We start from the raw sequence: 24,404 nt of genomic DNA, 5'->3' as shown, positions 1-24,404 counted from the left end.
CGGCTCCTAGCTCCAGTCCCGGTTGCGCATCATCGCGACGACGTCCATGGGTGCGAGGTGGGAGATGTACCGCTCCGTCCCCGACAGGGACTCGTGACCGAGTTGCGCTTGGATCTGGTGGATGGGGATGCCACGCTGGGCGAGGTCGAACGCGAACGAGTGCCGTAGGCCGTGCGGGTGGACGCGCTTCTCGATGCCGCCCCGCTCGGCGAGCCGGCTGAGGGCGGTGCGGATGTAGCGCTGACTGAGTGGAGTGCCCATGTTCCCCTCGGAGTACGTGGTGAAGATGGGGTGCCGGCCGTTCAGTCCTAGGTCGTTGCGACGGGTGAGCCAGCGGTCGACCAGTCCGCAAGCGAAGGGGTCGAGGCCGACGAACCGCCACTTCGAGTTCTTCCCACGGCGCACCCTCACGGTCCCGGCCTCTGTGTCGGCGTCCCGCGGGTAGAGGTCGATGGTCTCGGCGATGCGGAGACCGGCGCCGTACATGACTGCGATGAGCGCCCGGACCCGGATCCCGGACGACGATCGGTTCGATGCTGCTTTCAGCAGGCGGTGGACCTCGTCGGCGGTGAGTGGTTCGGGTGGGAACTTCTGGCCCTTGTTCGTCGGGGGCGCGGGCGCGGGCACTTTGGGGGTCCTTTCGCAGCGTTAGTGGTGATGCTTGAACGGAGCGGTACTCATCTGCACCCAAACCGAGGCGGAGGGTGGAAGCGGTACCAAACCGGTCACTCGCCGCCCTCGTAGCCGCGGTTCCACTCGGCGCGGCCGGGGTCGTCTTCACCACGGAACTTGGGTGTCGGGGTGTTGTGGTCGTAGCCGCGGCTGCTGCGCTTGTCGGCTGCCCTGGCCTGTCGGCCTTGCTCGTAGAGGGACGGCCCGCGGGACGGGACGGGGCGCACGGTCCCCGGCGCACGACGGGTCGGGCGCGGGGTGGATGGCGTGGCGCGGCGGAGGGCTACCCCGGTACCGAGCGCGGCGATGCCGATCGTGACGAGCGCGACCCCGACGCCGCGGCCGAGGACCCAGCCTCCGATCTCGGCCGCGGCCGCGCACCCGACGATCGCGGCGGCGCCGTACTGCTTGCGTCGTCCGTGGCGGGCTGCCCGGCGGATGTTGGCGCGGGCCCGGGCGGGCTGCAGCTTCCGGCTGTGCGCCTTGACCTTCTGGGTGCGGCCCTTCACTACGCGGGTGTGGGTGCGGACCTTGGCCATCACTCCACCCCCACGCCGCGGCGCTGCAGCTTGTCGATGGCTCGTGACGCTTGAGAGCTCACCCGTTCGACACCGGCCATGCCGGCGGCGCACGCCTCGGCGCCTGTCTCGTAGAGCTCCACATCGACCTCGGCGAACACCTGGTCGACCGTGACCTGCCCTGTGATGACGGCCATACGGATCGCGGGCGTGTGGGCGTGGACCGACAGCCAGCCACGGCACACGGTCGGCACGTTGGTGGCGGTCTGCTGGTGGCAGCGGAACACTGCGAGGTTGGGCAGCGACCCGTCGTGCTGGTCGTCGAAGGTGGCGAGCTTGGCGTACTCGTCCGGGTGCCAGACGCCCGGCGGGGTGTCGCGCCGGTACGGGCAGGTGTTGCACGGCCGCGGCGCTGCGAACAGCGGAGCGCTCACTGGCCGCTGGCCTGACGCTCGGCCTCCATGCGCTCCGCCTCGGTGGCTGCAGCCCTGATGATGATTTCTCGCAGGGTCTCCTCCGAGTCGACCGCCAGGCCCTTCAGCTTCTTGTGTAGGTCGCCTGGAAAGTTCTCGATCTTCAGCACACTCATCCCCTACGTCTAGCGCGTCCCGGTCATCCCGGATGGAACACCAAGCGTAACAGGCGGGAAGAGCGGGATGGGCGTTACGCCCGTGCTACCGTGCCGTTCATGTCCACTAAGACCAAGGCGCGGACGCCATGACGGTCTCGCTCGGCCTCCTCCTCCTGATCGTCGTACTGGCCGCCTGGAAGATGAAGGGCGTCCAGCTCCCCCACGTCCTGCTCGGGATGCTGCTGCTCAAGGCCTCCGAGCCGGGCAGCATGGTCGACACCCTCGCCGCCGAGAGCCTCGAGATCTTCACGTCGATCATCAACGCGGTCGCCTCCGGGCTGGGCCAGGGGAACATCGCGTGATGGTCGCACCGGTCCTCCTCGTGAGGTGCGTGTACGGCCTCACCCGTGCCGCCGTCGCGTTCGCCCGCCGTCACCGCGGGTTGACGATCACCCTGCTCCTGACGTGGGCGGTCGCGTCCGGGGGGAAGGGCTGGTGAACACCAACGAGTGGGAGCGCTACGCCACCCACGCGGTGGTGGGGCTCGTGGCCGCGCTCGGCCTGATCGGCGCCGTCAATAGCTTCACGCACGTCGCCGAAGCGGTCCGCCCCTCGTTCGGTGACCTGGCCCCCACGGTCCCGCTCGGCATCGACATCGGCATCGCCGCGTTCACCGGCCTGGACCTGCTCATGGCCCGGATGGGGATGCGGACCCGGTGGCTGCGCCTCGTCCCCTGGGCGCTGGTGGGGACGACCGTGTACCTCAACGTCGCCGGCGAGGTCACGTTGGTGGGCCAGCTCGCCCACGGTGTGCTCCCGTTGCTGTGGGTCGTCGCCGTCGAGGCCGGCGCCCACGTGGTCCGCACCCTCGCCGGCTTGTCGGGTAGGGGTGCGCCGAGGATGGACCGGATCCGGCCCTCCCGGTGGCTGCTCGCCCCGCTGCCCACGTTGCTGCTGTGGCGCCGCATGGTCCTGTGGGAGCTGCGCTCCTACCCGCAAGCCCTCGACCGCGAGCAGGACCGTCTCCTGGCCCGCAGCGACCTACAGGACGCACACGGCGCCGTCGCGTACCGGTGGAAGGCACCGCGCCGCCAGCGGGTCATGTACCGCCTCGGCCGCCTGGCCCCCGCCCAGCTCGACCGACCGGCCCTCACGGCCCCGCCCGCGAGCTCCAACGGGGACGCCGACACGACAGCAGCCGAGTTGATCGCCCAGCAGATGGCCAACAACGGGCAGCGTGTCACCCGCCGGTCCCTCACCGCGAAGGTTCGGGCCGAGGGCCACACGATCGGGACCACGAAGGCCACCGAGATCGCCGGCCGCTACCCATGAACCCGCTGTGGCGTCGCCTGTACCGCGGGGACGTGGCCCCCGGCTGGCTCCGACGTAGGGCCGGCCGGGACCAGCCCGAGACCAACGGGGACCACGACTGGACCCCCGGGTCCGGCGGGGCCAACTGGGACCACGACGACGACGGCCCCGAGGACCAGACGGTCCGCCTGGTCGGGGACCGGCCCACCCGGACCGTGGTCCCACCCCGGCCCTACGTCGCGGAGGACCACTGGACCGAACGGGACCGGAGGCCGCTGGTCCCCGAGGCCCTGCGCGAACCCGCCGACGCCATCCGGTTCGCCGCCAACCACGCCTACCACGTGTCCGCCTTTCACGTGATCCGCCTGCCGAAGTACGTGGGCCTCAACCTGCTGTGGTCGCCCCGTGGCCTCGGCCGCCTCGCCGTGAGTGTGGGCAGGTGGGCGAGGGTCCGCGAGTCGCGTGACGTCGAATGGTCCGCGGCGGAACACGCGATCACGACCCGGGACTACGGGCCCTACATGCGGGTGGCCCGCGAACGCCGGGACCAGGTCCGCTCCCGGGTCCCCGTCGCGGTCCTCGGGACCGCCGCGGCCGTGGCCCTCGTCGTCGTTGGTCTCACGCGGTGGGAGACTGTGGCCCCCACGGTCCTGACCGTGGTCTTCGGTCTCGGCTGGTGGGGCCGGCCGATGGACCGGCCCTACATCGAGTCCGCCGTCACGTCGTCCCCACAGGCCCGCAAGATCACTCCCGACATGATCGTCATGGCCCTCTACGGGGCCAAGCTGTGCAAGGAAGTCACCGGCCCTGACGCCCCGGACTTCGCGGCCCCCGGCGTCTACCGGGAGAAGGCCGGCTACGGGGCCATCGTGGACCTGCCGTTGGGCTTCACCGCCAAGCTGGCGATCAAGCGCAAGACCGACATCGCCGCCGGCCTCCGGATCAGCGAGCGACGCCTGTTCATCGAACAGGCCACCGGACCCCAAGGTCACGCCGGTCAGGTCAAGCTGTGGATCGCCGATGACGACCCGCTCTCCGGGCCCGCGGTCACCTCCCCGCTGGTCAAGGCAGCGAAGTTCGACGTGTGGCAGGAAGTCCCGTTCGGGCAGGACGAGAAGGACCAGCTGGTCGAGTTCCTCATGCTGTGGACCAATGTCCTGATCGGGGCCCTGCCGAGGATGGGCAAGACGTTCGTGCTGCGGCTCCTGATCGCTGCCGCCGCCATGGACCCGTACGTGAAGCTCCTGCTGTGGGACGGCAAGGGCGGCAAGGACCACGCCCCGTTCGAGCGGGTGTGCCACGCCTTCGGTGCCGGCGCCTCCGACGAGGTCGCGAAAGCCCTGCTCGCCACCGCGACGGACCTGGTCCGGGACATGGACGAGCGGTACAAGAAGATGAGCCGCCTCCCCGACGACCGCTGCCCCGAAGGCAAGCTGACCAGGGCACTCGCTAGGGACCGGAAGCTCAAGATGCCGGTCACGTTCCTGGCGATCGACGAGTTCCAGGTCTACCTGCAGAACAAGGCGTACGGCACCAAGATCCTCGAGGCCCTCACGATCCTCGCCCAACGAGGGTCAGGCGCCGGGATCATCCTGGCGCTGGCGACGCAACGGCCCAGCTCGAAGATCATGAACACCGACTTCCGGGACCTGTTCGGCACCCGCATCGCCCTGCGCATGATCACCGACGAAGCCTCCGAGATGATCCTCGGTTCGGGCAGCTCCCGGGCCGGGTTGAACACGTCGAAGTTCCGAGCCACCGACAAGGGCGTCTGCATCCTGCTCGGCGCCGATGACGGGGCTCTCGTCGACAAGGGCGGCCAGACCGTCCACGCCCACCTGATGGACCTCCCCGCCGCCACCAAGGTCGCCAACCGGGCCCGTGCCCTACGCGAAGGCGAAGGCACCCTGACCGGTGTCGCTGCGGGGGAGGAGGACGAGGCCCTCTCGGACCAGGTCCTGAACCACGTCGCCGCCGCGTTCGAGGGCGAGGACAAGGCCCACTCCGCGGTGCTGTGCGCCCGCCTGACTGGCACCTACCCGGGCCTCTACGAGACGTGGGATCAGAGCGACCTCGCCGCCGCCCTCGGCCGGTTCGGGATCGACGCCGGCAACCAGACGTGGGCCACCCCCGTCGAGGGCGGGGCGAAGTGCAACCGCAAGGGCTTCGAGCTGAAACAGGTCCTCGACGTGTTGGTCGAGAAGGCCGGCGAAGTGCCCGATTCACCCCCCGAAACCACCGACTGACGCCCTATCCCCCTATCCCCCTATCGCGCAGATCCTATCCCCCCCGATGAGACCCGACAGGGCCTCTGACCTGCACTCTATCCCCTGACCCTCCACCCCCGATGAGAGCCGAAACCGGCCGAAACAGGGGTTAGCGCCGCGCGCCACCCCAGATAGGAGCACCACATGCAGGCCGACTACGAGTTCACCCAGACCCGGGACGCCCAGGGCACGATCGACCTCGACGAGATGACGGTGAAGGAGTATCGCAACGCCACCTCCGACGAGGAACGCTACGAGATCGTCGCCGACGTCATCACCGCCGATGTCCTCTCCACGCCCGGTGCCGGGGCGCTCTCCCGCTCCGTCAGTTTCAGGCTCGCAGCCGAAACGAAGGAGGCGTGATGGGTGCCATCGCCCGCCTCCTCGGCTTGCAGGAACCATGCCCCGGCTGGACCCACGTGTGGTGGGGGACCGTGAACTGCGAGCTACCCGCCCGGCACCGCGGCGACCACCAGCACGGCAAGCGCCGCTGGCCCTACGGCTAACGGCTGCGCTTCTTGCGGTCCTCTTCGGCCCGTTCCGCCTCTTGGCGTTCGACGGCCTCGGCGATGGCGGCCTCGACCCACTCGGCCCAGGTGCCTGGCTTGCGGACCTGCAGTGCCCGTGCGCGGGCGTGGAGGTCGTCGTCGATCTTCACCACCACGTTTCCCACGGCGGGAGTTCTACCGATTGCGCCCATCGCGAGCGAGTCTTACATCGTCGCCAATGGTGAGACCGTGGACATCGCCGACAATGTCGCCTACCTTCGTGACCACGCGAAGTGGCCCGGGCGACGCCGTAACGACACCCGGGCCGTGGCAATCAACCCCGAGGAGGTTGACAACCATGGGTGAGCCTAGAAGGACCCAGCAGCCAAGTCCCACTGAGGTGGCACAGCTCGCCGGCCGGCTCCACGAGATGGCGGACCGCATCGACGTCGCCACGGTGGCAGAGTTCGCCACAGGTGACGTCTACGCCGCCGGGCAACGCTGCGCCGATGTGCTCGACGACATGCTCACCGCAGCCGGGCACCAGCGCCACCGGGAGATGACGAGGTGACCGACTCCCCGAAGGACTACCGGGCGCCGCTCACACCTGACCGGGTGCGTGAGATCCAGGACCAGGCCCGACACACCGCCGACCCCGACCGGCTGCGCGAGCTCGTCGACCAGCTCGTCTTCCACATCGAGACGTCGCCGTGAGTGACGACGACAGGCCCGTGCTCAACATCACGCCCGGCATGCGCCGCCATCTCAACGTCGTGAAGGGCCAGCGCATGTACCAGGACGAGGGACGCTGGTTCGTGTGGCGCCGCATCGAGCAGCCGCCCTACACGGACGGGGCCGACCGGTTCCGTTGGTGGAAGCCCTGTCACCTTGCAGCCGCGGTGGCGCAGTGGCGCTGGGCCCGTCGGTACTGGGGGCGGGCATGAGCGACCGCAAGCCGGTGATCGCCGTTCAATGGACTGGAGTCAACTTCCCGGCGGTCTGCGACTTCGCGGACCCCGACCGCATCCGGGTAGACGTCCCAGGCGAGCAGCTCAGCCTGTGGGTCGACAAGGCCAAGGCGTGGGCCACGGTGCGGGTCGGCGACTGGGTCGTCGCTGACGACGACGGCGCCGGCTTCTGCCCTTGCCCCGCCGCCGAGTTCGACGGCAAGGCAGTCGAGTAGATCGTGGTCCCCCGCCCGGATGTAACACCGCCCCTGGGCGGGGGGCCACCTGAGTTAACACCCGGTGATAGGTGGTGAACCCTTGTGTTTCCTACGTCACGTGTGGTGAGGTATTTGACTTAACGTGATGTGAACAACGCCGCAGACCTGACCCAGGGGTGGGGATGATCAGGGAGGCAAATCCGGATGGTACGACCGGCAGAAGGCGGTACCCGCAACGACGCGGGGGGAAGCAGCGACAGTGGGAGTGGCGATCTCGCGGTCAGGGTCGAGGCGTTGGAGCGACGGCTTGACGCCATGCTCCTGGTGCTAGAGGGAGCCGCTGGAGCGATCGGCTCAGCTGCCGCCGGAGCGCGACGCCAGTAGCTCCAGGAACCCGTCGTAGATCTTCACGAGGATCCCGCGCTGGTCCGGCTCTAGTCCCCGGTCGGTACGCAGCGTCGTGCGGGTGTCGGTCTCGGGGTCGACGAACCCGGCGAGTCTCAACACGTAGCCCAGGCGTTCACCCAGCAGGGTGTCGATGATCGGCAGGTGTTCCACCTGGACGCCGGCCTTGCCAGTGACGTACCGACTGAGCGTCGGTGCCTTCACGCCGAGTCGCTCGGCGATCTGCTCGCGGGTGTAACCCCGGTCCTCCAGCTCGGCGACGGCGCCAGCGAACGCCTCAGTGAGGTCCGCAGCGTCGGGCACGCTTGCGATTGTCGTACGGAACGTACGTCGTGCGCAAGATGCAATTGTCATTCAAGTACCACTTGTGCCGAACCAGTATTGCGGATACTGTACTGCTCGTGCCGAATCAGACCGCAGCCGAGGTGCAGGAGAAGTGGGCCGAGAAGCTCCGCATGGAGCGTGCCCGCCGTGACCTGAACCAGGCGACCGTCGCCGAGATGGCCAAGGTCACGGCGGCCACCATCAGCAGAGCAGAGAGCGGCATCGGGAGCCTCGACACGTTCCTCGCTATCGCCGCCGCCCTCGGCATCAACCTCCTGGGGGAGTCGTGAGCGGACTCACCGACCTCCTCCACGTGACCACAGGCATCGCCAACGACGCCGATATCCCCACCGACCACGATGGCGCCCACGACCTGATCGACGCGGTCGACGACACGACCGAAGCACTCGACGGACTGCGCGACCGCCTCGTCCGCGTGTGCATCGACGACCCGAATCGTTGGGGTATCTGCCCGACCTGCGGGCTCTCGCTGCAGCGGCCGTCGCAGATCGCCGGTCCCCACAACCCCGGCGAGCCGCTGTGCTTCAAGCCCGTCGTCCCCGCTCTGTGGGCCTACCGCCAGTACTGGCGGTGCCGCCGGCTGACCAGCCGCGTGTTCCACCGGGCCCGCTACAAGGCCGGGCTCGTCGCCTCCGATGACGCCGCGCTCCTGCGCCGGAAGGGTGCGTGATGGCCGACACCCAGGAGCGCGACATCCCGGCGAGCTTCCGCGACCCGGTCGTCCTCGCCGACACCGCCCGCGTCTTCCGCATGGCCCGGGCCCGCTGCCGTTGCCCGCAGGACTGTCCATGTGGACGCGGCAAGCAGGAGGCGAGCTGATGTGGCGCCGCTCCAGCCGTTGCGGTGCGGACCACGTCACCGAGCAGTGCGTCGAGGTGGCCTCGTGCCCCGGTCATTGCGCGACGGGCGTCGTCTTGCGCAACAGCCGCTTCCCCAACGGTGACCAGGTCCACGCCGACCATGACGAGTGGCAGGCGTTCGTAGCCGGGGTGAAGGCAGGAGAGTTCGATGACCTCGCCTGAGCCCACTGTCGGAGGGACGCCGGCGGAGCTGACTGCCGTCCCGTCCGCGCCCCTCCGACGCCCAACGTGGCGCCGCTTCCTGGCGGCGTGGGACCGGCAGCTCGACGAGGCCCGCGAGCTCGAGGCAGGTGTGTGGTGACCGCCCTCCTGGACTCGATGTCCTACGCCGACATGGCCGCCTACGTCGTCGCTGTCGCGGTGACCGCGACGGCGGGCACGGTGCTGTGGCTGCTGGGCCGCTGCACCCTGCGGGTCTGCGCCGTGTGGGCGCTGTGCCTCGCCACCGCCGGCGGCTTGAGCCTCACGCCGGCACCTGAGCTGACGTACACCCGGTCGTTCGACACGACCGGCATCGAGGAAGGCGCCGCGTGGGGTGGCTTCGTCCTGTTCTCGCAGTGGTGGGAGGAGACGCCGTGAGCTGGGACGCCTACCTCACCGACGACCGCGGCCACACCGAGGGCGACTGGAACTACACCCACAACTGCAACGGCATGATCGCTGAGGCTCTCACCGATCTCGGCTGCGTCAACGCCAAGGCGACCCCCGACGACCACCCGATCTGGAAGGCCATCGGCCCGCCCTGGTGGAAGCGCCTCGACGGCTGCGACGGACCCACCGGCGCCGCCTTCCTAGACGCTCTGATCCGACAACTTGAGTCGAATCCCGTGCGGTACAGCGCCATGAACCCGGCGAACGGGTGGGGTAGCTACGAGACGCTCGTGAAGGTGCTCACCGGGATGCGTGACGCTGTCCCCGAGTGGCCGACGACCTGGCGGGTCCACGGATGACGGCCTCCCTCGTGCGTCGCTTCTGGGCGCTCGTGTTCGCGGCGATGGCCCTACTGGCCGTGGGCTGCGATGACCCCGACCCTTGCGACCCCGATTGCCCGCCTACTCAGTGCGGGGAGGTCGGCTGTGACGGCTCCTGACCCACGCCAGGAGGAGTTCAACCGCCGGGCGGTGAACGTCATCAGCGTCGTCACGGTCGTGGTGGTGCTCGCGGTGCTCCTCGCCGCGGTCCTGTCGGGCGACAGCGAGTCGTCGTCCTGTCTCCTGCTCGTGGCCGGGGCGCAGAGTTGCCCGCCCTGTTCCCCGGCCACCTTCGCCCGGCGGCACCACTCCGCCGCCGGGGCAGCTGGGTCCGGCCTTGCCGCCATGGCCGGGCCCAGCGTCGATGTCCGACGACTGCAGGGTTCCCAACCCGCTGTGGTCGTCGGCTACCCGCTGGCCTGTAGCACGCACCCAGGGGACGCCACTCGGCTGGGACGTGACGAGACCCGGGGCGGTAACGGCGCCCTGAGGTCCGGGCCGGCGGGCTCTTCCTCATCGGGGCGTCGTGCCCCTCGACCCGGGGAGGCGTCCTGTCCGCCCGCCGCGCCCCTCGGGTCGGGGAGCAGGGCGTCCGGAGTCCATACGTGCCAGCCACACGGCGCCCCCTTTGGGGGACGGCACGTGCTGCAAGTCATGGACGCAGCCTCCGAACGCCCGCACCTGACCTGACCTGACAACAAGAAACCCCGACGACCGAGTGCGTGGAGCGCAGGTCGCCGGGGTCCCGGAACGAGGTACATCGTATGGCAACCGAGGAACGCATCGCTCGCATCGAGTCCACCCAGCTCGGTCCTGAGGACCACGGCATCTTCACCGCGATGGTCCATCTGGACTATGGCGGCAGCGCCCAGGGCGCCGGCGGCTACGACCTGCGCGGTGGCCGGTCCTGCTACCGGTTCATCGAAGGCGTCTTGCAGGCGTGCAACGTCGACTGCTGGGAGAAGGTGCAGGGCTGTACCGTGCTCGCCCTCATCGAGGACGAGAGGGTGTGCGGCCTCAAGTCGCTGCCGTTCGCCCGCTCCCCGCACACCTTCCGCTTCGAGGACATCTACGTCGGCGGTGAGTCGTGACCGCCCTGTTGTTCGCCGCTGCCGAGTCGGGCATCACATGGCCGGACGTCGCCCTGACCGCCGTGCTCGTCTTCGGCTTCGTCGCCTTCCTCTGGGTGATGGCGCGATGAGGCCCACCCTCTCCTTCGACACCACGCTGCTGTTCCCCGACAAGCCGTTCGTGCTCACCCTGCCCACGGACCACGAGCCCATGGTCGTCTACCTCGATCCGGTGCAGCTCGCCGAGTTGGTCGCTGAGGGCGACGCCGAAGGCCAGCTGTGGAAGCAGTCGAACTGCCGTCACCAGCTCAACCTCCGCTGGGCTGTGACCCTCGATACCGACCGGTTGACGGGGGACTGCATGTGGTGCGGGCTCGAGGTCGTCATCGAAGCCGATGGAACTGTCGTGCCGGTCGACCGGGGGAGTGCGACGTGAAGCGCTTCACCCTCACCCACGACCACTTGCGTCTGCTCCGTGCGGCCTACGTGGGGTGGAACGACTGCGAGTACGGCGCTCCCGAGATTGACCCGAAGCGCCCCTACGGCAACAGCGACGTCGAAGGCGACATCGCCCGCATCCTCGCGTGGGTCCTGTTCAAAGATGCCGACGGCGACCTGCACTTCACGAGAGAGCAGCAGGACCGGGCGAGCCAGCTGCACCGGGAGACGCAGGACGCCCTGAGCATCGTCATCGACCTCGGTGAGGTTCCGCTCGGCAACTACGCCCACGACCGCGACGTCGGCTGGTTCGTCGTCGACGACGAGTCAAGCGCCGCCGAGACGCTCCGCCAGTTGCACCGGCTGCGGGGTGACTCGTGACCGCCCACGACCAGTACCTGGCGAACCTGCGGGCCGAGCTCGCGGACGCCACGTGGATGACGGAGCGCGGCCCACGCCGGCCCACGGACGCGCAGTGCCGCGCGGATAAGGCCCGCTACGACGCGGAGGTCCCGTTGCATCCCGACACCGTCGCCGCAGGGGAGTGGCAGGACGACGAGTCCGAACGCGACCCGCTCATGGAGGACGACGTGCCCATCGGCTACGACCCGACGTGGTGGGGGGCGGGGCTGTGAGCACCGTCTCGAAGCGCACCGTTACCACGACCCGCCACGAGTACGTGGTCCCGGCCCCAGTCGACCGGGGAGCGTGCGTCTCCGATGTCCGGAAGGCCATCGACTGGGCCTTGCTGGACATGCCCGAGGGCCGGCGCAGCTACGACGACGCCTGCAGGGTCGAGGCCCGCGACGACGAAATCGTCGTGTGGTGGCCCGACGGTCAGGTGACGTCGTGATGGCCCTCCACGGAGTAGCCGAAGCCTGCCTGCGTCATCCCGACGGAGGGTTCGTGCGCTGCTACTGCAAGGCCTGGTTCTCGTCGCCGGTCCTTGACGAAGCCACCGAGGCGTACCGCAACCACATGGTTGAGGGCGTCCTGCCGCAAGGGGAGCAGTCGTGAGCGCCACCGAAGAGCCGAAGGCGGCGCATGTCATCGAGGCCCTGTGCCGGGTGATGCGTGACCTGCCGTCGATCGAGAAGGGCGGCCAGGCCGACCCGAAGCAGGGCGGCTACCGGTACCGGGGCATCGACCAGATCACCCCGCACACCCAGGAGCTGTTCGCCCGCCACGGCGTCCTGTTCACCCCCCGCGTCATCTCCTTCGATCTGCGCGAGTTGATGGTCAACGCCAAGCCGTGGACCGACGTCGTCGAGGAGATCGAGTACGACGTCTACGGCCCGGGCGGCATCGAGGACAAGATCGTCATCGGCCCCATCCTCGCTATCGGCCGGGACAACTCGGACAAGGGCGGCAACAAGTGCCTCACCCAGGCCATGAAGTACGCCCTGCTGCAGACGTTCCAGATCTCGGACCCGGTCGACGACGCCGACGGCACCACGCACGAGGCCGATGCCCGTAGCGCCGAACCCGCTGCAGCGAAGGCCCAGATCGTCGCGGTCAAGCAGGCCATCGCCGGTCTGACCGCCGAGCAGTGGCCACCGCTGCAGGAGTGGTCGAGGAAGCAGAACCTCCCGGAGCCTGACCGTCTCACCGCCAAGCAGGCCGAGGCCGCGCTCGCCTACCTCGCGGAGCTGACCGCCACCGATGACGGGTCAGGGCCGACCGTCGCCGGTCCTGGCCCCGACCCGGCGCCTACAGGGTTCGACGCTGAGGCCAAGTACATGGCCGACCACGCAGAGAAGGGGGCGAAGTGAGCGAGCCGAGGTGGATTGAAGACGGCGACGTCGAGTTCCCCGACTACGACACGTGCCCCTACTTCCGGCGGTCGTTCAAGCTGCCCGGCCACGACCCCGCCGGCATCTGCGCCTTCGGTTGCTACGAGGAGCCCATCTGTGTGACGGGCGTCGACAAGACCGAGGCCGAGTGGGAAGCGCTGAAAGCCGGTGTCGACGAGAGCCTGGACGGGTCGTGACTGCCCGCGAGATTCCGACGTGGGAGTTCGCGTGCGACCGCTGCGGCTACGTGGACTCGACGGACGACCGGTGGGAGCGGCGCCGCGGCCTCGACTTCTGCCCCGGCTGCGCCATCGACCTCTACCGGTTCCTGCTGAACCTGCCGGTCGACCCGATGCCAGCCGGTGAGCGCTACCGGTACACGCACCTCGGCGGCCGAAGCGACTACGGCGAGCAGCTGGCGGCGAAGGGGGTGGGGTGGTGACCGCCGTTCTCGAGGTTGGCATGTCGGTCGGTTCAGCCAACCGCATCGTCTCGCTGCGCTGGTTGAAGTCCCGTGGCTGGCGGGCGAAGGACTCCACCGGGGCGAGCTACTACCAGCGCGGCCCCGGCCACGGCACGACCGGCCCGTCGTTCGCTGACGGCCTCGTCACGGTCACCCCGGTGGGTAGCGAGCTGACCCCCTGGCCCCCACCGGAAGGCCAGGGACGCAAACGGATGCGGCCGACGTCCCCGACGAACAAGCGGTGGAACGCCCCCGGCCGCGCCCGACCCGACGAGCCGCTGGCCGACGTCTGCGAAGCCGCCATCCCCGGTGTGTGTAAGGGACGGCCGACCGACCGGCACCACATCATCCCCCGCGGGCCCGGGTCCAGCGACGAGGCGTGGAACACGCTCGATGTCTGCGGCACCGGCTGCCATCGCCACATCCACCGTCACGGTGCCTGGGCCCGTGAGCGCGGGTTCCTCCGTAGGGCCGGTGCGTCGTGACCCGCCTCATCCTGTTCGCCGCGTTTGTCGCCACGGTGGCCGGCGCCAACTGGGCGCTCGCCCGCTACGGCATCGTCCCCATCGGCTTCGGGCTGGAAGCCCCGGCTGGGGTGTACTTCGCCGGGCTGGCGTTCGGTCTCCGTGACGCCCTGCATGAGCGGGGTGGCCGACGCCTGGTGCTGGCCGGCATCGCCGCCGGGGCGCTGCTGTCGTACGTGATCGAGGACGCCGACCGCATCCCCGGCGGCCACGCCCCGATCGCTGTCGCCTCGGCCCTGGCGTTCGCTGACAGCGAACTGGCCGACCTTGCTGTGTACGAGCCTCTCCGACGCCGCCACTGGCCTTCAGCCGTTGCGCTGTCCAACACGGTCGGCGCGGTCGTCGATTCCGCCCTGTTCCTCACGCTGGCCTTCGGGAGCCTCGACCACCTGACCGGCAACGTCGTCGGCAAGGTGGTCATGGTCGCCGTCGCCTGGCCCCTCGTCTGGTGGGCACGTCGTGCTGTACCTCGCCACAGCCTCCGGCCCGCAGGTACGTGACGCCATGGCCACCGGACTTCTCGGCCAGATGGTTACCCCCGACGCCGGCAACCGGGTCGTCGACGGCACCCGGTGGGCGATCGACAACGGCTGCTTCGCCGCACGCTGGACCCCGGAACGCTGGCTCGCCACCCTCGACCGCCATCAGCACCTGGCCGCCGACTGCCTCTTCGTGGTCGTCCCCGACGTAGTGGCCGACGCCCAAGCCACGAACGAACGCTGGGCACGCTGGCACGGCGCCGCCCGCAACCGCGGCTACCGCACGGCCTACGTCCTCCAGAACGGCGCCACCTCCTTCCCCCCGTGCTCGGCCGTGTTCATCGGTGGCGACACCCCGTGGAAGCTCGGGGTTGAGGCACGCGCTCTCGTCGCTGAGGCCAAGGCCCGCGGACTGTGGGTGCACATGGGCCGCGTCAACTCGCTACGCCGCCTCCGCTACGCCGCTGCGCTCGGCTGCGACTCCGTCGACGGCACGTTCCTCGCCTTCGGCCCGGACCACAACCTCCCCCAACTCCTGCGCTGGCTCCGCTGGGCCCACGAACCCACCCTGTTCGAAGGTGCATCGTGACCGCCTCGACTGTGGTGCGCCGCCACTGGCCGACCGTCCGCGCTCTCGCCATCGAGTTCGTGACCGGCCGCCCACCGCGCCCATCCACCCGGCTGCAGCGTCTCGATACCCGCTGCCCGGGCTCGCTCGGCCGGGTGGCCCGGAAGGACGTCATCGCCGGCGTCGTCGGATGTGAGGTGTGCGGGCACATCGTCAACATCTGCCAGCACCCCGACGGCGGACCCGGCCCGTTCGTTGTTGAACACGACCTCGAAGGCAAGGAGCTGGCCTGATGGCCCAGTGCGTCGATTCGTTTACCTACGACGAGGACACCCTGTTGTACTGCGTCCAGAACAGCGACCACGAAGGCCCGCATCGAGCCGAGGACTGCGAGGGCTTCGGACAGATCGGCCCGGCGACGGTGCCCGTCCGGTTCACGGTGCTGTGGCAGGTCGAGACATGACCGCCATCCGCAGACCCCCACCGAGGGCAACGAAGACGCTCGTGGTCGCTGCCGCCTGCGCCACTGCCCTGTTGCTGGTCGCCGTGCTGTGGATGACGTTCATGACTTGGCCGTGGCCCACGACCGTGTGCGTGGGGCTCGTCGTTGGGTTCGTGTGCGGCCTCATCCTCGGTGACCGCCGCGCCGACCTGGAGCTGGTGTACCAGCGCAAGGACGCCGCCGTGGAGGGCGCGATGGACGTGGCGTTCTCGGCGCAGCAACTGGAGCAGCGCATCTCTGGTGAGCACCCGGAGGGCGACGTCGAGCAGTACGACTGGGCAGCCGAGGACGACATCCCCGAGCTGCCCCAGCCCCCGACCTACCTGCGGAGGTTGTGGTGAGCGGCGTCCCTGTGCTGTGGCACTTCACGTGCGACCACGGCCACGCCGGCATCGGCAAGCGATGAGTCGCACCCTGCCGACCGAGTGCCCGCATGGCCGCACCCTCGACTGGGGCGACTTCGGTCCTGACCCCGACGACGGGTCCGTAGGCGCCGAGCACTGCCCGTGGTGCAACCAGCCACAGGACCTGGTCGACCGCTACGGACCCGCTGTGGTGCTGTGGCTCGGCCGGCTGCTGATGGCCAGCGGCAGCGTCCTCGCTGCGCTGTCGACCATCGGCCTCGTCCGTGACCCGAACATCGGCTGGGTCGCGGTGCTCGCAGGCAACGGCGTCATCTGCGTCCTCGGCGTGTGGATGGCCAGCGATACCGATGCCACCTCCTACCCATCGCCCAGCGACGACCCCACCACTGGAACGGAACGATGAGCGACCCCATCGACTTCATCACCCACAACGACATCGAGACCCTCTACGCCTACACGGTCGCTGTCCTCGCCATCGGCGTCTGCGCCGCCCTCGCTGTCGCCAACAGCAGCTTGGGGTCGAAGTACCGGCAGGTCCGCATCGACCTCCAAGCCGAACAACGCAACGGACGGGCCCGCGACCGCGAGCTCATGCAGCTCCGCTGGGAGAACAGCGTGCTCGTCGGCACCCAGCTGACGGCGGAACAGCACCTCGGACTCGACACCCCGGCCAACTTCAACCCGGGACCGCCACCCGCTTGGGCGTGGGAGCCACTCCCCGACGACGTCCCCGACCTCGCCTACCCGACCCCCGGCGACATCGCCGCGATGGCGGACCAGACCGCCGAAGTCGACATGGCCGCGTACCTCGGGGAGTGGCGGGTACCCGCACTGGCTGAGGGGGTGCCGGCGTGACGGTGTCCAGTCACGGCTTCATGTGGATGGGCCAGCCGTTCAGCTCGTGCGATGAGTGTGGGCGCCCCGCCTGGGAGCACTCCGGGATGCACGAACCCGGAGCACTGTTCGACGTTAACGACCTCGGCACCATCCGTCCATGGCGTGACGGCGAAGCCGACGCAATCAAGGCGAAGTGGGCCGACCGATGACCCCGACCCGCGACCAGGTGCGAGCGGCCGTGGAGGCGTACGGCTCCCAGCTCGACATCGTCCCGACGCTCGACGGCATCACCGACGCCGTCATGGACGTCCTGTGCGATGCCGAGTTGGACGCCGAGGGCGAACTACGGGAGCAGCTGACCGCACGCTACGAACAACGACTGGCGCAGGCACAGGCCGAGGCCCCGCAACCGAAGGTGCTGTGGAAGGGCCGCACGATGCAGGCGACGCACCGCAACATGACGAACACGGGCGACGTCCCCATCGAGGGCTACTCGGTGCTGACGGCCCGGTTCAATGTGCCGCACCAGACCGCCGTGGTCGTTGTGGAGGACACCGCCCCACCAGACACCGAGGACCCGCCGGGAGGCACCCAGTGAGCCGCCACGAGCCGTTGATGGGCGTCTTCGCTCACCTCATCGGAGAGGAAATGGCCAGCCAGGATCTGTCGCAGGCCGAGTTCGCCCGCCGTACCGGCGCTTCGACCAAGCACGTCAACCAGTTTCTGGGCACTCGCACCGGGGTCAGTCTGCCGATGCTCGACTACTGGGCGCACGTCCTCGGCTGCCGATGGGAAGTCCGCCTACGACCGGTCGATGAGGTCCCCGAGTGACCGCCTACGAGGACGCTCTGTGGGTCGTGGGCGACGTGCTCGCCGGTCTCGACCCCACCCAGCCACACAGCACCCAAGCCGCCAAAGTGCTCGACGCCCTCACCGGGGACCTGCACGCCGAGCTCGCCATCGAGGCGGGCGGATTGGAGCGGGTCGGGTTCGTCTGGGACACCAGCCAGGGACGTCCCCAGTGGTCCGGTGTGGATGGCATCGGGCACGCGACCGAGCGGCCCGTGTACAGGCTCACCAAGGAGAGCACCGATGGCTGACGAGTACGGCATCACGCCGGTGGGCGACGACACCTCCTACGCAGCCGAGCGAGCAGAACAGGCTGCTGCTGGTCCCTCTGTCGGTCCTGCGGTGTCGCAATCGATTGAACATAGCGACACCGGGTTGTCGACCGCCTCGACGACGGTGAGCTACCGGTCACTCGCCGCAGCGCTCCTCGCCGCACCCCACCCGGTCACCGCGATCGCTCACGAACTCGGGGACCAGGCCGGTCGGCTCAACGCCATCGTCAGGCGACTCGACCACCTAGAGGCCCGACTCAACCAGCGCCAGGCCGCTGACCCTGCTGGGGGAGCCACCGCGCGCAAGGACGAGAACGATGGGTGACCGGAGCGGGCGCCGCCCGGTGCGCCAAGGCGGCCCGCTGTTCGATCCTGGCCCGGTCCTGGCGATGTTCCCCTCGGGCACGTCGTGCCGGGAGATGGCCGAGAAGATCGGTGCGACGGAGCCGGCGGTGAGTCAGTGGCGCCTCGGGAACCGCCGGATGAGCCCGGCCAGCGCCGACACGGCCGCCACTCGGCTCGGCATTCACCCGTCCCTGCTGTGGCCTGACTGGGATAGCGCCCAGGAGACCTGTGGCAACGGGCACCGGTGGGCGGACCAGGAGCGCCAGCGTCCATGTGACCGGTACCGGCGGTGCGCTGCGTGTCGTACCGACACCGAGCGTCGGCGCGGGACGCGCCGGGTTCGACGCAAGGAGACCACCACCACGCGGGATGGTGCGACGTGAGGGTCCAGCTAGCCACCCCCCGCCAGCGCCACCGGTCCCGCCCGCTGGGCCGATTCAGCTACAGACAGGACCGGTTCGGCCTGATGCCTGCCGGCCTGCACCTCAACCGTCTCGGTGACCGCCCCGGCCGATCGGGCCGGCACATCATCGGCTGCTGGCTCAAGGTCGGCAACCGCTACCTGTCGTGGGTGTGGCCTATCCGCTTCGAGGTCAACCGGTGACGGTCCTCGCCGCCGCTGTGGCAGCCGAGTGGACGAGCCTGCCCACCGACGAGTTGCGGACCAGGTCCGCCGACCTGGTGACGAACACCCCCGCTGACGCCGTCGCCCTACTGGCATGGCTGGTCGCCCAACACGGCATCGATGCCATCAAGGTGGAGTCCGAGGCCCGCCGCACCGCGGAGGCCGTCCGCGAAGCAGACCGGTACCGCACCCTGTGGAGCGCTGCCGCTTCCTGCCTTCACCACAACCTCAAGCGCCTCGGCCGGGCACGTGGGGCCGACGAACGCCGGGTCCTCGCCCACGCCGCCGGCGCCGGTGGTCCGTGCTGGTCGGGCGCCACCGACGGATGGCTCCCCGACGCAGTGACACCCGACACTTCCGCCCAACCCGCTGAGGTGGTCGCCGTCGAGCCGACCCTCTTCGACACCGCACCCGAGCTGACGGGTCAGGCCCCTACGTGACCGCCTGCTGGGGGAGAGCCGAGGTGTCGACATCGTGAGCGCGGTCGACCGTGAGCAGGTGCGGGCGCTGGTTGAGCGCATGACGCCCCCCGGGCTGCCCGACCAGGTGCGCCACCTGGTCGTGAACACCTGGGTGGTCGAGTGGATGACCCTGCTGGGCGAATCACCTACCTACGAGGTCGCCCGCGTTGGGCCGGTGACGTCCGCCAACGGCCGCCGGGTGATGTTCGTGCTGACCGAGTACGAGGTCGCCCAGGAGCCCAACCCTGCTGGGGGAGCCACCACGGAGACGACCGGTGAGTGAGCCGCATGAGAGCGCGTTCCTCGTTGAGCCCGGGTGGGGCCGCTCGATCTGTACCCGCCCCTGGCCCGGAGAATCGTCGGTCCGGGCGCTGTTCTACGACGACGGCACGTGCAGGATCGAGCACAAGTGCAAGGTCATCGGTGGCGTGCAGATCATCTGCGCCCCCGCGCTCCGCCTCGCCGATGGCCACACGATCGTTGCCGAGGATCCGCTGACGGTCACCCCTTCGATCCTGTGCCCTGACTGCGGGCTCCACGGCTTCATCACCGAGGGCCGGTGGGTGTCGTGCTGACCTCACTGCGGCCTCTTCGTGGCCCCAGGGTGCGGTACCCGGATGGGTGCGTTGGGCACCGGCCGCTTGTAGCGCTCCGGGGCTTTGTAGGGGACGGGCGGCGGGAGCAGAGCGTGCGCGGCCTCGGCCGCAGCTTTCGCCCCGTCGAGGGTCCCGTACGTGACGTCACCGATCCGGTCGTTGTGGACCACCGGCAGCCACCTGCCATCCGACGCCGGCACCACGTGGGCGGCAACCCAGCCGCCGTCGTGGCCCCGCCACGAGCCGCCCCAATGCTCCTCCTCCCACAGCAGCATGAGCCGAGGTTACGAACAACTGTTCGCAGGAGTCAACGGTGACGGTCCCGTACTACACCGACGACAAGGTGACCCTGTACCTGGGGGACATGCGCGAGGTGCTGCCCGAGCTCGGGCGGCCCGGGGTCGGTATCGAACCCGACTGTTGCGTCACCGACCCCCCTTACGGTGAGACGTCGCTGCTGTGGGATGTCTGGCCCGACGGCTGGCTCCCACTGGTCGCGGACGTCACCCGCTCCATGTGGTGCTTCGGCAGCATGCGCATGTATCTCCGCCACGGGTCGGAGTTCGACCGCTACTGGAACCTCTCCCAGGACGTGGTGTGGCGCAAGCAGAACGGCACCGGCTTCGCCGCCGACCGCTTCCGACGGGTGCATGAACATGTCCTGCACTGGTACCGGGGCGCCTGGAACCTCATCCACCACGACACCCCCCGGACCCACGTCGGCATCAAGGAACGCGACCGCTCGATCAAGCAGGGCGCCGGCCACGCCCGCCACATGGGCAAGATCGGCGACCAGGGCGCCTGGGTCGATGACGGCACCCGGCTCATACCCTCGGTGCTCGAGGTCCCCAACATGTGGCGCCGCGGGGCCATCGCCCCCACCGAAAAGCCGGTAGCGCTGCTCGACCCGCTCATCCGCTACGCCTGCCCACCTGTGGTGTCGGTCCTGGAGTGCATAGACTGTGGACGTGAGCGAGGACCGAGGGTGCCAGTGGTGCGGGCTACCGACAGCACTGGGCAAGCGGGGCCCCAGGAAGTTCTGCAACAACGCTTGCAAGAGCGCGTCCCAGCGAGCGACGCCGGAGACGACCTGCCCGATCTGTGGACGCCAGTTCCACGCCCGCAACCACACGGGGCGACCGTCCCAGCGGACATGCTCGCGGGAGTGCGCAGCGCAAGCGGCGCGTCTGAAGCCAAAGTCCTGCGAGGAGTGCGGGGCGACGTTTCAACCACTGGCGAACTCGACCAGGTTCTGCTCCCGTCGTTGCGCGATTCCGACGATCGGCCGCGGCAAGCGGAAGCCATCGCTGCGAACGCAAGCCGGCTACGTGATGCTCTACCGGCCGGGTCACCCGATGGCGACCAAGGCGGGCTACGTCTTCGAGCATCGACTGGTGATGGCCGAGGTGCTGGGACGTCCGCTCCGGACGGACGAGGTGGTGCATCACCTCAACGAGATCAAGGACGACAACCGGCCAGGGAACCTGAAGGTCTTACCGAAACGGGAGCACGATCGCATCCCCAAGCCGTCGCCGAAGCCGATCCAGTGCCCGCACTGCCACGGCATGATCGGCGTCTCGGGTCGTGTCCGAACTGTGGTGGCCCTCTAGCCCTCAGCGAACGGCCAGGCCTGGTCCTCGACCCGTTCGCTGGGTCCTGCTCCACGCTCGTCGCTGCCCGCGAGGCCGGCTACAAGGCCATCGGCATCGAAGCGGACGAGGCGATGGCCGAGAAGGCCGCCCTCAGGCTCGCCGCCGCACCGCTCGACCTGTGGAGCCCGGCGTGATGGTCCTGTACGACCCCGACGACAAAGCGACAGGCATCCGAGGCGACGACTGGGCGCCCTGCACCCGCTACGACTGCGTCGGCCTCCCGCTGCACGACCACGTGTGGGTGCCGTTCCCACCCGAGCTCGTCACCCACCCGTTCTCCGCCAGCCACGGCGAAGGCCGCGACATCGACCGCTTCTACGTCGACTGGCGTGCCGTCGCCTACGAGGCCACCACCGGACGCCGCTTGCTCCCACACGGCCAGCTCGCCCTCGACTACCTCGACACGGAGGCCACCCATGGCTGACATCAGCGTCATCGTCGACCTCACCATCACCGAGTACGCCGACGGCAAGGTCCGCAACCGCTGCGTGCTGCGCCGTGAAGGCGCCGGCAGCTACCTGAGCACCGCCGAGCGGGTCATGCGAGCGCTCGCCGCCGCAGAGGAACTCACAGCCGACACGGAGGCCACCCCATGACGGCCGAGACCCCGCGCCGCAAGCTGACCCTGCGCGAAGCATGGGAACTCTGCGACCGCTGGGACCAGGACTACGAGGCCACCATCGTGCGAGGCCGCGACGGTGAGCGCTGGGGCTTGAGCGAACGCGAGCGGCGTCGGCTCCGGCGCCTAGCAAGGAGCGCTGCGAGTGGCTGACCCGCGTGACCGTCGTCGGGCCGTCGTCGGTCTTCTGGACCTCGACGCGACCACGTGGATGCGCCGAGCGTCCTGTCGGACAGCTGAACCGGGCGCCCTGTTCCCCATCGAGTACGCCAAGCAACGCCAGGTAGTCGAGCACTGGTGCACCGGCTGCCCGGTCCGTACCGAGTGCCTCGAGTACGCCCTGGAGCGCAACATCGACCACGGCGTGTGGGGCGCCACCGAGAAGGAACGCCGCATGCTGCGCCGGGTCCGAAGGATGGCGCAACGTGCCGGGTGACACGGGTGACACGGGTGACACGACGCTCGCCCGGGAGCTGCTGGGCCTGTGGTCCGAGCTGCTCGACCACGGGGCGAAGGTCTCGCAGGTGCCGTTGGACTCGTCGCCGGAGGTGCTCCGGGCCCGCATCTTCCACGAGACCCGCCGGCTGCGAGCGATGGCCGAACGGGAAGCGTCGTGAGTTCCGACCTCGGTGCAGGCGTGTACGAGACGCCGGACGAACCACCGGTGAACGGCCGCGTCGGGCCGGGTGTGCCATCCCTGCTCACCTGCCCAGCATGCGGCCTGCACGACCAGGCCGAACGCTCACCGCACCCGGACTGGCCGTACATGTGCGGCCAGTGCTGGACGCTGTTCGCCGGCACCGAGTTGGAGTGGCAGCGGATGCGCAAGCACCGGGACGCGGCGACGAAACGCCGCGAGGACCCGCCGGCGCCGTTGCCGCCGATGCGCTCCCACAAGTCCGACCGCGTCGAACCGATCACCGAACGAGTGAAGGAGAACGACGACCAGTGACGGCCTTTCCCGTACCGGAACGGGTGTTCCCAGCAAGTATGCTGAGCAGGGAAAACGTAGTGCCGGCGGCGTCGCTGAGAACGACCCGCCGGCTGGCCAGCAACCTGCATAGAGGAGCTGACATGTTGGATGGTACGGCCTCGCTGATGTGCGAGGTGACTGGGTGAGCCTCGTCAACTCGGAGACGGGTGAAGTCCTGGCCCCTTCGGCAGGGTTGTTCAAGTACGCCAACCCACGGGGCCTCGACTTGCCGGAGGGCATCCCCTTTGAGGACTGGGCTGCTGTGGGTGAAGTGCTGCGCTCGATGGAGGGCAGCATCATGTGGTGGCTGGGGGACTGGTGGCGCTACGGCGAGCGGTCCTACGGCGAGGCCTCATCGCAGGCCGCTCCGACCGGCTATTCGGGTGAGACATGCAGGCAAGCCGCTTGGGTGGCCGACAAGTTCGCTGAAACCGTACGACGTCATACGGATCTCTCGTTCGGCCATCACTACGCAGTGGCAGCGCTGGAGCCGCCCGAGCAGGACGAGCTGCTGGAGTTGGCCGTAACGGGCGATGAAGACCGGCCGTCGCCGTGGTCTGTACAGGCGCTTCGCTCCGAAGTTCGGCGGCGCAACGGCGAGCGCAAGCGCCAGCAGTACCTCGCCGGCCGCGCAGCTGCCGGTGTCGTCTGGTACCTGGATGCCGTCGAGTGGCTGAAGGACCAGCCGGAGGGTGGAGCCGATCTGCTGCTCACCGATCCGCCGTACTCGACCGACGTGGATGACATCGACTCGTTCGCTGCGTGGTGGCTGCCAGTAGCGCTCAGCCGACTGAAGCCTGACGGCCGCGCCTACGTGTGCATCGGTGCCTACCCTCCCGAGCTCCGCGCCTACCTCAACGTGCTCAGCGGCGAGGATTGGCACTTCGAGAACGTCCTCGTGTGGACGTGGCGCAACACCATCGGCCCCGACGGCCACGGCTACTCACCGAACTGGCAGGCCGTCCTGCACATCGTTGGCCCCGATACCCCGCCCCCGACGTTCGACGGCCTCGTCGACCGGTTCTCAGTGCTCGACATCTCAGCACCAGACGGACGGCACGATGGCCGTCTGGACCCGTGGCAGAAGCCGGACGACCTGGCCGACAAGCTCATCACGCACGCCGGGGCATCCGGCGGCGTCCTCCTCGACCCCTTCGCCGGCACCGGGACGTTCATCGACGCCGGCTACCGAGCTGGCATGGAGGCCCTGGGTGCCGACATAGATGAGGGCAGGCTCGCTCTGTGTGCGGCCCGAGGGATCGAAGTGCGCCGTGGATGAGCGCACCCGCACCGACTTCGAGCGCCAGAGACAGGAGTTCGAGGAGCTAGTCCTACCGGTCGTCAGGCCGATGATCGTCGGCGACCCGAAGGATCTGATCATCTCGGTGGAGGGCACGCCA

The 24,404-nt window shown here is 69.1% G+C and carries 55 protein-coding genes; 48 read left to right on the top strand and 7 right to left on the bottom strand.

Annotation, left to right across the window (positions count from 1 at the left end):
* Positions 1-6: 6 nt before the first annotated feature.
* The 4 genes from VK611_25090 to VK611_25075 form a co-directional block, all read right to left on the bottom strand.
* Positions 7-627, bottom strand: coding sequence for a tyrosine-type recombinase/integrase (locus tag VK611_25090; protein ID HMG44634.1), 621 nt, complete (start codon positions 625-627; stop codon positions 7-9).
* A gap of 98 nt (positions 628-725) precedes the next feature.
* A complete protein-coding gene (locus tag VK611_25085; GenBank protein HMG44633.1) occupies positions 726-1,211 on the bottom strand; it encodes a hypothetical protein in 486 nt (161 codons plus the stop codon).
* Entirely contained in the window at positions 1,211-1,624 is a 414-nt protein-coding gene (locus VK611_25080; GenBank protein HMG44632.1) for a DUF6283 family protein, read from the bottom strand. The genes VK611_25085 and VK611_25080 overlap by 1 nt, the downstream gene beginning before the upstream one ends.
* Positions 1,621-1,773, bottom strand: a complete 153-nt coding sequence (locus VK611_25075) for a hypothetical protein (protein HMG44631.1) — start codon at positions 1,771-1,773, stop codon at positions 1,621-1,623. The genes VK611_25080 and VK611_25075 overlap by 4 nt, the downstream gene beginning before the upstream one ends.
* 134 nt (positions 1,774-1,907) lie before the next feature.
* On the opposite strand from VK611_25075, the gene VK611_25070 reads away from it, so the two are divergent.
* From VK611_25070 to VK611_25045, 6 genes are all read left to right on the top strand, one after another.
* On the top strand, positions 1,908-2,123 hold the full coding sequence (locus VK611_25070; GenBank protein HMG44630.1) for a hypothetical protein: 216 nt from the start codon (positions 1,908-1,910) through the stop codon (positions 2,121-2,123).
* Positions 2,123-2,260, top strand: coding sequence for a hypothetical protein (locus VK611_25065; protein ID HMG44629.1), 138 nt, complete (start codon positions 2,123-2,125; stop codon positions 2,258-2,260). The genes VK611_25070 and VK611_25065 overlap by 1 nt, the downstream gene beginning before the upstream one ends.
* Positions 2,257-3,093, top strand: coding sequence for a DUF2637 domain-containing protein (locus VK611_25060; protein HMG44628.1), 837 nt, complete (start codon positions 2,257-2,259; stop codon positions 3,091-3,093). Before VK611_25065 ends, VK611_25060 begins: the two co-directional genes overlap by 4 nt.
* Before the next feature lie 32 nt (positions 3,094-3,125).
* Positions 3,126-5,318 (top strand): FtsK/SpoIIIE domain-containing protein, encoded by a 2,193-nt coding sequence (locus tag VK611_25055; GenBank protein ID HMG44627.1) that lies wholly within the window; start codon positions 3,126-3,128, stop codon positions 5,316-5,318.
* A gap of 165 nt (positions 5,319-5,483) precedes the next feature.
* Positions 5,484-5,702, top strand: a complete 219-nt coding sequence (locus VK611_25050) for a hypothetical protein (GenBank protein HMG44626.1) — start codon at positions 5,484-5,486, stop codon at positions 5,700-5,702.
* Complete coding sequence (locus VK611_25045; protein HMG44625.1) at positions 5,702-5,845, top strand: hypothetical protein; 144 nt, start codon at positions 5,702-5,704, stop codon at positions 5,843-5,845. Before VK611_25050 ends, VK611_25045 begins: the two co-directional genes overlap by 1 nt.
* Here VK611_25045 and VK611_25040 read toward each other — a convergent pair.
* A complete protein-coding gene (locus tag VK611_25040) occupies positions 5,842-6,012 on the bottom strand; it encodes a hypothetical protein (GenBank protein ID HMG44624.1) in 171 nt (56 codons plus the stop codon). The two genes, VK611_25045 and VK611_25040, sit on opposite strands and share 4 nt — an antisense overlap.
* A 215-nt stretch (positions 6,013-6,227) precedes the next feature.
* Here VK611_25040 and VK611_25035 point away from each other — a divergent pair, with 215 nt between their 5' ends.
* The 4 genes from VK611_25035 to VK611_25020 are packed head-to-tail and all read left to right on the top strand — an operon-like array spanning position 6,228 to position 7,010.
* Entirely contained in the window at positions 6,228-6,398 is a 171-nt protein-coding gene (locus VK611_25035; protein HMG44623.1) for a hypothetical protein, read from the top strand.
* Entirely contained in the window at positions 6,395-6,541 is a 147-nt protein-coding gene (locus VK611_25030; protein ID HMG44622.1) for a hypothetical protein, read from the top strand. The genes VK611_25035 and VK611_25030 overlap by 4 nt, the downstream gene beginning before the upstream one ends.
* A complete protein-coding gene (locus VK611_25025; protein HMG44621.1) occupies positions 6,538-6,771 on the top strand; it encodes a hypothetical protein in 234 nt (77 codons plus the stop codon). Before VK611_25030 ends, VK611_25025 begins: the two co-directional genes overlap by 4 nt.
* On the top strand, positions 6,768-7,010 hold the full coding sequence (locus VK611_25020; protein HMG44620.1) for a hypothetical protein: 243 nt from the start codon (positions 6,768-6,770) through the stop codon (positions 7,008-7,010). The genes VK611_25025 and VK611_25020 overlap by 4 nt, the downstream gene beginning before the upstream one ends.
* A 336-nt stretch (positions 7,011-7,346) precedes the next feature.
* Here VK611_25020 and VK611_25015 read toward each other — a convergent pair whose 3' ends face one another.
* A complete protein-coding gene (locus VK611_25015; protein ID HMG44619.1) occupies positions 7,347-7,700 on the bottom strand; it encodes a helix-turn-helix transcriptional regulator in 354 nt (117 codons plus the stop codon).
* A 98-nt stretch (positions 7,701-7,798) separates the two neighbouring features.
* Here VK611_25015 and VK611_25010 point away from each other — a divergent pair, with 98 nt between their 5' ends.
* The 31 genes from VK611_25010 (at position 7,799) to VK611_24860 (ending at position 19,739) form a co-directional block, all read left to right on the top strand.
* Positions 7,799-8,011 carry a helix-turn-helix transcriptional regulator gene (locus VK611_25010; protein HMG44618.1) on the top strand — a complete coding sequence of 71 codons (213 nt, stop codon included), beginning with the start codon at positions 7,799-7,801 and terminating at the stop codon, positions 8,009-8,011.
* The gene (locus VK611_25005; protein ID HMG44617.1) at positions 8,008-8,412 is read left to right on the top strand and encodes a hypothetical protein; all 405 of its coding nucleotides are present in this window, start codon (positions 8,008-8,010) and stop codon (positions 8,410-8,412) included. Before VK611_25010 ends, VK611_25005 begins: the two co-directional genes overlap by 4 nt.
* A complete protein-coding gene (locus VK611_25000; protein ID HMG44616.1) occupies positions 8,412-8,561 on the top strand; it encodes a hypothetical protein in 150 nt (49 codons plus the stop codon). Before VK611_25005 ends, VK611_25000 begins: the two co-directional genes overlap by 1 nt.
* Positions 8,561-8,764: a DUF397 domain-containing protein gene (locus VK611_24995; protein ID HMG44615.1), complete on the top strand. Its 204-nt coding sequence runs from the start codon at positions 8,561-8,563 to the stop codon at positions 8,762-8,764. Before VK611_25000 ends, VK611_24995 begins: the two co-directional genes overlap by 1 nt.
* A complete protein-coding gene (locus VK611_24990) occupies positions 8,751-8,903 on the top strand; it encodes a hypothetical protein (GenBank protein HMG44614.1) in 153 nt (50 codons plus the stop codon). The genes VK611_24995 and VK611_24990 overlap by 14 nt, the downstream gene beginning before the upstream one ends.
* Positions 8,900-9,181, top strand: coding sequence for a hypothetical protein (locus tag VK611_24985; GenBank protein HMG44613.1), 282 nt, complete (start codon positions 8,900-8,902; stop codon positions 9,179-9,181). Before VK611_24990 ends, VK611_24985 begins: the two co-directional genes overlap by 4 nt.
* A complete protein-coding gene (locus VK611_24980) occupies positions 9,178-9,552 on the top strand; it encodes a hypothetical protein (GenBank protein HMG44612.1) in 375 nt (124 codons plus the stop codon). Before VK611_24985 ends, VK611_24980 begins: the two co-directional genes overlap by 4 nt.
* A 785-nt stretch (positions 9,553-10,337) precedes the next feature.
* Positions 10,338-10,664 carry a hypothetical protein gene (locus VK611_24975; GenBank protein ID HMG44611.1) on the top strand — a complete coding sequence of 109 codons (327 nt, stop codon included), beginning with the start codon at positions 10,338-10,340 and terminating at the stop codon, positions 10,662-10,664.
* A 106-nt stretch (positions 10,665-10,770) separates the two neighbouring features.
* A complete protein-coding gene (locus tag VK611_24970) occupies positions 10,771-11,079 on the top strand; it encodes a hypothetical protein (GenBank protein ID HMG44610.1) in 309 nt (102 codons plus the stop codon).
* Positions 11,076-11,462, top strand: coding sequence for a hypothetical protein (locus VK611_24965; GenBank protein HMG44609.1), 387 nt, complete (start codon positions 11,076-11,078; stop codon positions 11,460-11,462). The genes VK611_24970 and VK611_24965 overlap by 4 nt, the downstream gene beginning before the upstream one ends.
* Positions 11,459-11,716: a hypothetical protein gene (locus VK611_24960; GenBank protein ID HMG44608.1), complete on the top strand. Its 258-nt coding sequence runs from the start codon at positions 11,459-11,461 to the stop codon at positions 11,714-11,716. The genes VK611_24965 and VK611_24960 overlap by 4 nt, the downstream gene beginning before the upstream one ends.
* Positions 11,713-11,934, top strand: a complete 222-nt coding sequence (locus VK611_24955) for a hypothetical protein (GenBank protein HMG44607.1) — start codon at positions 11,713-11,715, stop codon at positions 11,932-11,934. Before VK611_24960 ends, VK611_24955 begins: the two co-directional genes overlap by 4 nt.
* 160 nt (positions 11,935-12,094) lie before the next feature.
* On the top strand, positions 12,095-12,853 hold the full coding sequence (locus tag VK611_24950; GenBank protein HMG44606.1) for an ERF family protein: 759 nt from the start codon (positions 12,095-12,097) through the stop codon (positions 12,851-12,853).
* Positions 12,850-13,071 carry a hypothetical protein gene (locus tag VK611_24945; GenBank protein HMG44605.1) on the top strand — a complete coding sequence of 74 codons (222 nt, stop codon included), beginning with the start codon at positions 12,850-12,852 and terminating at the stop codon, positions 13,069-13,071. The genes VK611_24950 and VK611_24945 overlap by 4 nt, the downstream gene beginning before the upstream one ends.
* Positions 13,068-13,316 (top strand): hypothetical protein, encoded by a 249-nt coding sequence (locus VK611_24940; protein HMG44604.1) that lies wholly within the window; start codon positions 13,068-13,070, stop codon positions 13,314-13,316. Before VK611_24945 ends, VK611_24940 begins: the two co-directional genes overlap by 4 nt.
* Positions 13,317-13,336: 20 nt before the next feature.
* Entirely contained in the window at positions 13,337-13,822 is a 486-nt protein-coding gene (locus tag VK611_24935; protein ID HMG44603.1) for a hypothetical protein, read from the top strand.
* Positions 13,819-14,361 carry a VUT family protein gene (locus VK611_24930; protein ID HMG44602.1) on the top strand — a complete coding sequence of 181 codons (543 nt, stop codon included), beginning with the start codon at positions 13,819-13,821 and terminating at the stop codon, positions 14,359-14,361. Before VK611_24935 ends, VK611_24930 begins: the two co-directional genes overlap by 4 nt.
* 4 nt (positions 14,362-14,365) lie before the next feature.
* Positions 14,366-14,929 (top strand): hypothetical protein, encoded by a 564-nt coding sequence (locus tag VK611_24925; protein ID HMG44601.1) that lies wholly within the window; start codon positions 14,366-14,368, stop codon positions 14,927-14,929.
* Entirely contained in the window at positions 14,926-15,201 is a 276-nt protein-coding gene (locus VK611_24920) for a hypothetical protein (GenBank protein HMG44600.1), read from the top strand. The genes VK611_24925 and VK611_24920 overlap by 4 nt, the downstream gene beginning before the upstream one ends.
* On the top strand, positions 15,201-15,371 hold the full coding sequence (locus tag VK611_24915; GenBank protein HMG44599.1) for a hypothetical protein: 171 nt from the start codon (positions 15,201-15,203) through the stop codon (positions 15,369-15,371). The genes VK611_24920 and VK611_24915 overlap by 1 nt, the downstream gene beginning before the upstream one ends.
* A gap of 41 nt (positions 15,372-15,412) precedes the next feature.
* Positions 15,413-15,751 carry a hypothetical protein gene (locus VK611_24910; protein HMG44598.1) on the top strand — a complete coding sequence of 113 codons (339 nt, stop codon included), beginning with the start codon at positions 15,413-15,415 and terminating at the stop codon, positions 15,749-15,751.
* Positions 15,752-15,812: 61 nt separating this feature from the next.
* Positions 15,813-16,178: a hypothetical protein gene (locus VK611_24905; GenBank protein HMG44597.1), complete on the top strand. Its 366-nt coding sequence runs from the start codon at positions 15,813-15,815 to the stop codon at positions 16,176-16,178.
* On the top strand, positions 16,175-16,630 hold the full coding sequence (locus VK611_24900) for a hypothetical protein (GenBank protein HMG44596.1): 456 nt from the start codon (positions 16,175-16,177) through the stop codon (positions 16,628-16,630). The genes VK611_24905 and VK611_24900 overlap by 4 nt, the downstream gene beginning before the upstream one ends.
* Before the next feature lie 187 nt (positions 16,631-16,817).
* Positions 16,818-17,210 (top strand): hypothetical protein, encoded by a 393-nt coding sequence (locus VK611_24895; GenBank protein ID HMG44595.1) that lies wholly within the window; start codon positions 16,818-16,820, stop codon positions 17,208-17,210.
* Positions 17,207-17,443 carry a helix-turn-helix transcriptional regulator gene (locus tag VK611_24890; protein HMG44594.1) on the top strand — a complete coding sequence of 79 codons (237 nt, stop codon included), beginning with the start codon at positions 17,207-17,209 and terminating at the stop codon, positions 17,441-17,443. The genes VK611_24895 and VK611_24890 overlap by 4 nt, the downstream gene beginning before the upstream one ends.
* On the top strand, positions 17,440-17,712 hold the full coding sequence (locus VK611_24885) for a hypothetical protein (GenBank protein ID HMG44593.1): 273 nt from the start codon (positions 17,440-17,442) through the stop codon (positions 17,710-17,712). The genes VK611_24890 and VK611_24885 overlap by 4 nt, the downstream gene beginning before the upstream one ends.
* Positions 17,705-18,058, top strand: coding sequence for a hypothetical protein (locus tag VK611_24880; GenBank protein HMG44592.1), 354 nt, complete (start codon positions 17,705-17,707; stop codon positions 18,056-18,058). Before VK611_24885 ends, VK611_24880 begins: the two co-directional genes overlap by 8 nt.
* 399 nt (positions 18,059-18,457) lie before the next feature.
* Entirely contained in the window at positions 18,458-18,682 is a 225-nt protein-coding gene (locus VK611_24875; protein HMG44591.1) for a hypothetical protein, read from the top strand.
* The gene (locus VK611_24870) at positions 18,679-19,143 is read left to right on the top strand and encodes a hypothetical protein (GenBank protein HMG44590.1); all 465 of its coding nucleotides are present in this window, start codon (positions 18,679-18,681) and stop codon (positions 19,141-19,143) included. Before VK611_24875 ends, VK611_24870 begins: the two co-directional genes overlap by 4 nt.
* Before the next feature lie 34 nt (positions 19,144-19,177).
* Positions 19,178-19,447, top strand: coding sequence for a hypothetical protein (locus VK611_24865; GenBank protein HMG44589.1), 270 nt, complete (start codon positions 19,178-19,180; stop codon positions 19,445-19,447).
* Entirely contained in the window at positions 19,440-19,739 is a 300-nt protein-coding gene (locus VK611_24860) for a hypothetical protein (GenBank protein HMG44588.1), read from the top strand. Before VK611_24865 ends, VK611_24860 begins: the two co-directional genes overlap by 8 nt.
* 2 nt (positions 19,740-19,741) lie before the next feature.
* Here the strand turns inward: VK611_24860 and VK611_24855 are convergent, their stop codons facing one another.
* Complete coding sequence (locus VK611_24855) at positions 19,742-20,035, bottom strand: hypothetical protein (GenBank protein ID HMG44587.1); 294 nt, start codon at positions 20,033-20,035, stop codon at positions 19,742-19,744.
* Positions 20,036-20,073: 38 nt separating this feature from the next.
* On the opposite strand from VK611_24855, the gene VK611_24850 reads away from it, so the two are divergent.
* The 7 genes from VK611_24850 (at position 20,074) to VK611_24820 (ending at position 24,283) form a co-directional block, all read left to right on the top strand.
* Complete coding sequence (locus VK611_24850; protein HMG44586.1) at positions 20,074-21,546, top strand: DNA methyltransferase; 1,473 nt, start codon at positions 20,074-20,076, stop codon at positions 21,544-21,546.
* Positions 21,543-21,836 carry a hypothetical protein gene (locus tag VK611_24845; protein ID HMG44585.1) on the top strand — a complete coding sequence of 98 codons (294 nt, stop codon included), beginning with the start codon at positions 21,543-21,545 and terminating at the stop codon, positions 21,834-21,836. The genes VK611_24850 and VK611_24845 overlap by 4 nt, the downstream gene beginning before the upstream one ends.
* Positions 21,829-22,008, top strand: coding sequence for a hypothetical protein (locus tag VK611_24840; GenBank protein ID HMG44584.1), 180 nt, complete (start codon positions 21,829-21,831; stop codon positions 22,006-22,008). Before VK611_24845 ends, VK611_24840 begins: the two co-directional genes overlap by 8 nt.
* Before the next feature lie 168 nt (positions 22,009-22,176).
* The gene (locus tag VK611_24835) at positions 22,177-22,467 is read left to right on the top strand and encodes a WhiB family transcriptional regulator (GenBank protein ID HMG44583.1); all 291 of its coding nucleotides are present in this window, start codon (positions 22,177-22,179) and stop codon (positions 22,465-22,467) included.
* Positions 22,457-22,648: a hypothetical protein gene (locus tag VK611_24830; GenBank protein ID HMG44582.1), complete on the top strand. Its 192-nt coding sequence runs from the start codon at positions 22,457-22,459 to the stop codon at positions 22,646-22,648. The genes VK611_24835 and VK611_24830 overlap by 11 nt, the downstream gene beginning before the upstream one ends.
* Positions 22,645-22,983 carry a hypothetical protein gene (locus tag VK611_24825; protein HMG44581.1) on the top strand — a complete coding sequence of 113 codons (339 nt, stop codon included), beginning with the start codon at positions 22,645-22,647 and terminating at the stop codon, positions 22,981-22,983. The genes VK611_24830 and VK611_24825 overlap by 4 nt, the downstream gene beginning before the upstream one ends.
* 163 nt (positions 22,984-23,146) lie before the next feature.
* Entirely contained in the window at positions 23,147-24,283 is a 1,137-nt protein-coding gene (locus tag VK611_24820) for a DNA methyltransferase (protein ID HMG44580.1), read from the top strand.
* The last annotated feature ends 121 nt before the right edge of the window (positions 24,284-24,404 follow it).

The sequence above is a fragment of the Acidimicrobiales bacterium genome (assembly GCA_035316325.1).
Taxonomy (GTDB): domain Bacteria; phylum Actinomycetota; class Acidimicrobiia; order Acidimicrobiales; family VFJN01; genus DASXTK01.
This window is presented reverse-complemented; position numbering and strand designations above follow the sequence as displayed.